This window comes from Geobacter pickeringii (assembly GCF_000817955.1).
GTDB lineage: Bacteria > Desulfobacterota > Desulfuromonadia > Geobacterales > Geobacteraceae > Geobacter > Geobacter pickeringii.
On sequence record NZ_CP009788.1, the window covers coordinates 3,612,048 to 3,618,700 of the forward strand.

7 protein-coding genes are annotated in these 6,653 nt (G+C 62.4%); all 7 read right to left on the reverse strand.

The features are described 5' to 3' along the window. Positions 1 to 49 precede the first annotated feature (49 nt). Complete coding sequence (gene rsmG / locus GPICK_RS16460; RefSeq protein WP_039745032.1) at positions 50 to 715, reverse strand: 16S rRNA (guanine(527)-N(7))-methyltransferase RsmG; 666 nt, start codon at positions 713 to 715, stop codon at positions 50 to 52. Position 716: 1 nt separating this feature from the next. Then, the gene (gene mnmG / locus GPICK_RS16465; RefSeq protein WP_039745034.1) at positions 717 to 2,591 is read right to left on the reverse strand and encodes a tRNA uridine-5-carboxymethylaminomethyl(34) synthesis enzyme MnmG; all 1,875 of its coding nucleotides are present in this window, start codon (positions 2,589 to 2,591) and stop codon (positions 717 to 719) included. Between the two features lie 110 nt (positions 2,592 to 2,701). Continuing rightward, positions 2,702 to 4,072 (reverse strand): tRNA uridine-5-carboxymethylaminomethyl(34) synthesis GTPase MnmE, encoded by a 1,371-nt coding sequence (gene mnmE, locus GPICK_RS16470; protein ID WP_039745037.1) that lies wholly within the window; start codon positions 4,070 to 4,072, stop codon positions 2,702 to 2,704. Positions 4,073 to 4,088: 16 nt separating this feature from the next. Next, complete coding sequence (gene yidC / locus GPICK_RS16475) at positions 4,089 to 5,666, reverse strand: membrane protein insertase YidC (RefSeq protein WP_039745040.1); 1,578 nt, start codon at positions 5,664 to 5,666, stop codon at positions 4,089 to 4,091. A 19-nt stretch (positions 5,667 to 5,685) separates the two neighbouring features. Continuing rightward, positions 5,686 to 5,895, reverse strand: coding sequence for a membrane protein insertion efficiency factor YidD (gene yidD / locus GPICK_RS17170; RefSeq protein ID WP_084201467.1), 210 nt, complete (start codon positions 5,893 to 5,895; stop codon positions 5,686 to 5,688). Beyond that, positions 5,889 to 6,290 carry a ribonuclease P protein component gene (gene rnpA / locus GPICK_RS16480; protein WP_236685600.1) on the reverse strand — a complete coding sequence of 134 codons (402 nt, stop codon included), beginning with the start codon at positions 6,288 to 6,290 and terminating at the stop codon, positions 5,889 to 5,891. The genes yidD and rnpA overlap by 7 nt, the downstream gene beginning before the upstream one ends. Continuing rightward, positions 6,244 to 6,393 (reverse strand): 50S ribosomal protein L34, encoded by a 150-nt coding sequence (gene rpmH / locus GPICK_RS16485; protein ID WP_039745041.1) that lies wholly within the window; start codon positions 6,391 to 6,393, stop codon positions 6,244 to 6,246. Before rpmH ends, rnpA begins: the two co-directional genes overlap by 47 nt. Positions 6,394 to 6,653 lie beyond the last annotated feature (260 nt).

A 6,653-nucleotide genomic window follows, 5' to 3' on the forward strand; every position in this document is an offset into this window, starting at 1 on the left:
TTTTCAATCAAAACCCATTCAGGCTCACCTGGGTAGCCTTGATTGCAATTTACCCTTTATCGGTTTTTCGACCAAGCACGATCAGCGAGCGGCCATCGCCGGCAAGGGGGAGCGTGAACTCCTGGAGCTCCACAATGGCGACTCCCAGTTCGGTCAGCGCGGGCCGCGCCGTCTCCGCCTCGGCCCGCCCCTCCTTCCCCTTCATGGCGACGATCCTCCCGTCCGGCGCCAGGCACGGCAGGGCCATCCGGACAAAGGTCGGCAGGTCGGCGAAGGCGCGGGAGACGATCCAGTCGAAGTGCCCGGCGTACCGTCCCGCCAGCTCCTCGCCCCGGGCATGGAGCGCCTCGAAGCCGTGGAGCCCCAGCAGCCGCCCGACATGCCGCTGGAAGATGATCTTTTTTTCCACGGCGTCGACGGAGACCGCATCAAGGTGCGGTCGGACGATCTTGAGCGGGATGACCGGAAAACCCCCTCCGGAGCCGAGGTCGAGGAGCCGTCCGCGCGCTCCCACCATCCGGCAGCAGGCAAGGGAGTCGACGAAGTGCTTGAGAGCGATCTCCTCATCCCCCTTGATGGCGGTGAGGTTGATCTTGCGGTTCCACTTCTTGAGCTCGTCCGCAAACCGGCCAAAGGCACCGAGCTGGTGCGGGTCCAGATGGACCCCCAGCTGCTCCGCTCCCCACACCAGGAGATTGCGCGCGCCGTCGTTCATGCTACCCCCGCGCCTTGATCGCCAGGGAGATGATCCCCACCGCCGCCGGCGTCACCCCCTGGATGCGTGATGCCTGCCCCAGGGTGTCGGGACGGAATTTGACGAGCTTTTCCCGCACCTCGGCCGAAAGGCCGGGGATAGCCGAGTAGTCGAGATCGGCGGGGATGCGGGTCCCCTCCAGCTTCCGGGATCGCTCCACCTGGTCGAGCTGCCGCTCGATGTACCCCTGGTACTTGATCTGGATCTCCACCTGCTCCCGCACAGACAGCGGCACCGCCACGGCCCCGGGATCGATCCGCAGGAGCTCGTCGTAGGTGATGTCGGGACGCCGGAGAAGCTGCTCGTAGGTGAGGGAATTCCGGAGATCGGCCATGCCGAAGTCGGCAAGGAATGCGGGATCGGCCTCGGACGGGAGGAGTTTCGCTCCCCGGAGCCGCTCCAGCTCGGCACCGATCCGCTCCCGCTTCTCGCAGAAGCGCCGGTATTCCTCCTCCGGCACCAGCCCCACCTCGTGCCCCCGCTCCCGCAGCCGGAGGTCGGCGTTGTCCTCGCGCAGCAGCAGCCGGTACTCGGCCCGGGAGGTGAACATCCGGTACGGTTCCCGGGTACCGAGGGTGACGAGATCGTCGATCATCACCCCGATGTACCCCTCGCTCCGGCCAAGGAGCAGCGGCTCACGCCCCTGAACCTGGAGCGCCGCGTTGATCCCTGCCATGAGCCCCTGCCCCGCCGCCTCCTCGTAGCCCGAGGTGCCGTTGATCTGGCCGGCGTGATAGAGGCCGTGAATGAGCTTCGTCTCCAGCGAGGCGTGGAGTTGGATCGGATCGCAGTAGTCGTATTCGATGGCGTAGGCGGGGCGCATGATCTCCACCGCCTCAAGCCCTTCGATGGAACGGTAGAAAGCCCACTGCACATCGATGGGAAGGGAGGTCGAGAGCCCCGACGGGTAATACTCCACCGTCTCCCGCCCCTCGGGCTCCAGGAAGGTCTGGTGCCGGTCCTTTTCCGGAAACCGGACCACCTTGTCCTCGATGGAGGGGCAGTAGCGGGGGCCGACCCCTTCGATGACCCCGGCGTAGAGGGGGGAGCGGTCCAGACCCGAGCGGATGATCTCGTGGGAGCGCTCGTTGGTGTAGGCGATGTAGCACGGCACCTGGGGACGGTCGATCCGGTCGGTGGAAAAGGAAAAGGGTACCGGCGGGTCGTCTCCATATTGCGGCTCGAGTCGGGAGAAATCGATGGTCCGGCCATCCAGCCGTGCCGGTGTTCCGGTCTTGAGCCGTCCCACGGTGAAGCCCAGCTCCCGCAGCTGATCCGAGAGTCCCACCGACGGCAGGTCCCCTGCCCGCCCGCCGGGATAGTTGGTGAGCCCAACGTGGATAAGCCCCCGCATGAAGGTCCCCGTGGTGAGGATGACCGTGGTGCCGAGAAAGCGGATTCCCACCCGGGTATCGACCCCCCGCACCGCTCCGCCGTCCACCACGAGACCGGTCACCTCGGCCTGCTTGAGAGAAAGCCGGTCCTGCTGTTCCATGACATGCTTCATCCGGAGGCGGTAAAGCTGCTTGTCTGCCTGGGCGCGGGAGGCGCGAACCGCCGGTCCCTTGCGGGTGTTGAGGAGCCGGAACTGGATGCCGGTGGCATCGATGTTTTTCCCCATTTCGCCGCCGAGAGCATCGATCTCCTTCACCAGATGTCCCTTGGCAAGACCGCCGATGGCCGGGTTGCACGACATCAGGGCAATGGCATCCAGATTGATCGTGAGCAGCAGGGTCTCGCACCCCATCCGCGCCGCCGCCAGGGCCGCCTCGCACCCGGCATGACCGGCTCCCACCACGATGACGTCGTATCGCTTGTCGTAATCGATCAGGCTCATCTCTCCAACCGCCTCGTCCCCCGTTTCACCAGAGGAGACAAAAAATACAGTATCCCAGCAAATTCACCAACAACTGCAACAGGTTATCACAAACGTTTCACGTGGAACATTTACTTCCCGACACAGAAACGCTGGAAGATCAGATCGAGAATGTCGTCGGGGGTCGTCTCCCCCGTAACCTCACCAACGGCATGGAGCGCATCCTTGAGGTCGACAGCGAGAATCTCAAGATTCTCCCCGCGCGACAGGTTCGCGAGAAATGCCGCGATCCGTTCGCGGGCCGCCGCCAGGGCATCACGGTGACGGGCCTGGGAAAGGGCCACGTATTCGCGGCTGTCGATGGCGCGGCCGTGAATGAAGGTGTCGAAGATCAGCTCCCGAAGCTCGGGGATGCCGGCCCCAGTCGCCGCGGAGATCTCGACCGCCGCCCGTTCCAGAGCCTGCGGAAACCGGTCGAACGCCCGCGGCAGGTCGCTCTTGTTGACCACCACGATGGATCGCCGGCCCGCAACCGCTTCAAAGATAGTCCGATCGTCGGCATCCAGTGGGCGCGATCCGTCGAGGACCACGAGAACGAGGTCCGCCTGGGGGATTCGCTCCAGGGTCAGGCGCACCCCTTCCCGCTCGACAAGGTCTTCCGAATCCCTCACCCCCGCCGTATCGAGGATGCGGAGCGGCAACCCCCTGACGTTAACCACCTCCTCGATGATGTCCCGGGTGGTCCCGGGAACCGAGGTGACGATGGCCCGTTTCTCCTGGAGGAGTGTATTGAGAAGGCTCGACTTGCCGACGTTGGGCTTGCCGGCAATGACGACAGAGACCCCCTCGCGAAGCACCCGCCCTTCGTCGAAGCCGGCGAGCAGCTCCTCGATGGCGGCAAAGGCTCCCCGGCTCCGTGAGTCGATCTCGGCAAACGATGCCCGATCAACCTCATCCTCGGGAAAGTCGATGTACGCCTCCACCAGGGCAAGGGCGTGACGCAGATCGCCCTGGATCGCCCCGATCCGGCCGGAGAGCCTCCCCTCCCGCTGGTGCTGCGCAAGGGAGAGGGCCGCATCGGTCTTGGAGCGGATCACGTCGATGATCGCCTCGGCCTGCACCAGGTCGATCCGCCCGTTCAGGAAGGCGCGTCGGGTGAATTCTCCCGGTTCCGCCAGGCGTGCGCCGCAACGCAGCACCGCGTCGAGAACCCGCCGGGTGACCAGGTAGCCGCCATGGCACTGGATCTCGAGAACGTCCTCCCGCGTGTAGGAGCGGGGAGCCTTCATGAGGACAGCCATGGCCTCGTCAATGTCTAACCCGGTGGCCGGATCGACAACGGAGCCATAATAAAAACGGTGACTCTCGAAGTCACCGTCGGTACTGCGCCGCACGATCCGTCGGGCGATGGCGGAGGAGTCGGGTCCGCTCACCCGGATGATCCCGACTCCCCCTTCGCCGACGGGGGTGCTGATTGCTGCTATCGTATCTTCGACGTACATGGAACGTACGCTATCCTCACGCGTTGATGCTCTTGTTGATGTAGTACTGCTGGGTGATGGTCAGCACGTTGTTCACGAGCCAGTAAAGAACCAGACCCGACGGGAAGTTGAGGAACATGAAGGTGAAGACCACGGGGAGCGCCATCATCATCTTCTGCTGGACCGGATCCATCTGGGACGGGGTCATCTTCTGCTGGACGACCATGGTTACGCCCATGATGATCGGAGTGACGTAGTAGGGATCCTTGGCGGCCAGGTCCTGGATCCAGAGAAAAAACGGGGCGTGGCGCAGCTCGATGGAGAACATGAGCGCCTTGTAGAGGGCAAAGAAGACCGGAATCTGGACGATCATCGGGAGACACCCCCCCACCGGGTTCACCTTGTGGGTCTGATAGAGCTCCATGATGGCGCGGTTCATCGCCTCGCGGTCGTTCTTGTACTTCTCCCGAAGCTCCTGCATCTTCGGCTGAAGCTTCTGCATCTGCTTCATCGACTTGTAGCTGGAATGGGTCAGGGGATAGAAGAGAATCTTGAGGATCACCGTGATGATGATGATGGCAACGCCGTAATTCCCGACATAGTGGTAGAAGAACTTCAGGGCATGCAGGAGCGGTTTGGCCAGGACGGCGAACCAGCCGAGGTCGATGGCCCGCTCAAGGCTCCCCCCCTGCCCCTTGAGGATGTCGAGATCCTTGGGGCCGAAATAGAGACGATAGGCGACGGCACGGGACTCCCCCGGATTGAGGGCGATCTCGGGGGACGAGACGAGTTCCTCGTATTTCCCCGGCTGGAGCGCCTTGACCGACGCCGTGGCCATGCTCCCCTCTTTGGCAACGAGGGCAGAAAGGAAGTATTTGTCGGCAAAGCCGCTCCACAGTGGTGCCGAATACGATCTGGCCTGGGCCGTCAGGTCCTTCGCCTTTTCGACGATCAGCTTGTCCTGGGCGAAGAGAACCGGGCCGTGGGTCTCGAAACGGCTCTCCTTGACGTCCGTAGCAAGCTGGTAGTTCAGGACGGTCTGGAGGGGACCAGCAACCCGGCCCGCACCGCCGTTTGCCACGGTGTATTCGAGGCCGATTCCGTAGTCACCCCCCTGGAAGCGGTACGTCTTGCGGATCGTCACCCCACCGGGCGCCGCGCCGGTGAAAACCAGCTCCTTCGCCTCCCCCGCCCCCACCGACAGCGTATCGGTGCTCGGCGAGAAGGAGGTGCCCCGGTCAAAGCCTGCCCAGGGGGCCACCGTCGCCACCGTCCCCTGGGCGGAATCGTCCACAAGCGTCACGTTCTTGCTGTGGAGGTCCGCCGCCTCGTGGTACTTCTTGAGGACGAGACGGACGAGGTTTCCCCCCTGGGTCGAGAAGACGGCGGTGTATGCCGGGGAATCCACCGTGATCTCTCTGCGGGCCCCGGTAGCTGTCGGGGCAGCGGAACCGGCGGCCGGAGCCGATACCGCCGACGTCGACGGCTTCGCCTGCTCCTGGGTGGTGCTCACCGGCGCCGCGGGTCCTTCGACCCGCTTGGCTGGAAAGAGAGCGGCGTAGCCGTAAAAAACGAGTATCGACAGGACAACCGCGATTAAAGCCCTTTTTTCCATATACAAGCTCCTGAAGTGGTTACTTGACGGGGTCATAGCCACCCCGATGGTACGGGTGGCATTTCATGAGTCTGATCACGGTGTACACCCCTCCGCGCAGGAGACCGTGCCGCTCGAACGATTCTTTGGAATACTGGGAACAGGAAGGATAAAAGCGACAGGTGGGCCCTGAAAGAGGTGACAGATACTTCTGGTAGAACGTAATGAGTGCGGCAACTAGTCTCAGCATCGGATGTCCGCCAGGCGCTCCACCGCCCGGTCCAGTTCCAGACAGACAAGTCGGTAGTCGAGCTTTTCAGCCCCTCTTCTGGCTATGACATTGACATCCAGCGACACGAAGGACCCCTTGTGATGCCGGTAATATTCCCGAACGAGGCGCTTGATCCGGTTGCGGATCACCGCCGTCCCTACCTTGCGGCTCACGGTAATGCCGATTCGCCCTCTGTCGCCTGCGGGAGGCGCCACCAGGATCAGGAAACTGGGGGTATGAAGCTTGCGGGCTGCTGCAGAGAGGCGGAGAAAGTCCGCTCTCCGCAGCAGCCGGTCCTCCTTGGGAAAGCTGAACAGAAGAAAGGACCTATTTGCCGGCAATTCCCACCGACAGGCGCTTTCTCCCCTTGGCACGACGGCGCTTGATGACAAGGCGACCGTTCTTGGTCGACATCCGGACGAGGAAACCGTGGGTCCGCTTACGGGAAATGTTGCTCGGCTGGTACGTTCTCTTCATATGTTCGATCTCCCTTGATGATTGAATTATACTTAAGCGAAGAGGATACTTTTAACCGCGTAGACCCTGTTCTGTCAAGTATAAATTTACCTCAGTACTGAAAATTGACCTTGCAAATGAACCCGCACCTCTGCTAGTCTTCACCATCCGATCCTGTCGGTATCCACAAGCGTGAATTTGCGCATCAATTTCCGCCCTAACATCCCAATCTATCAAACGTATCGTGGTTATGCACAACTGTTGACAACCCTGTGTATAAC

What these genes read in the sequence shown, in the direction of transcription:
- yidD (WP_084201467.1), bottom strand. Translation starts at nt 5,895, where the DNA reads ATGCTGAGACTAGTTGCCGCACTCATTACGTTCTACCAGAAGTATCTG.
- mnmE (WP_039745037.1), bottom strand. Translation starts at nt 4,072, where the DNA reads ATGTACGTCGAAGATACGATAGCAGCAATCAGCACCCCCGTCGGCGAA.
- rpmH (WP_039745041.1), bottom strand. Translation starts at nt 6,393, where the DNA reads ATGAAGAGAACGTACCAGCCGAGCAACATTTCCCGTAAGCGGACCCAC.
- mnmG (WP_039745034.1), bottom strand. Translation starts at nt 2,591, where the DNA reads ATGAGCCTGATCGATTACGACAAGCGATACGACGTCATCGTGGTGGGA.
- rsmG (WP_039745032.1), bottom strand. Translation starts at nt 715, where the DNA reads ATGAACGACGGCGCGCGCAATCTCCTGGTGTGGGGAGCGGAGCAGCTG.
- yidC (WP_039745040.1), bottom strand. Translation starts at nt 5,666, where the DNA reads ATGGAAAAAAGGGCTTTAATCGCGGTTGTCCTGTCGATACTCGTTTTT.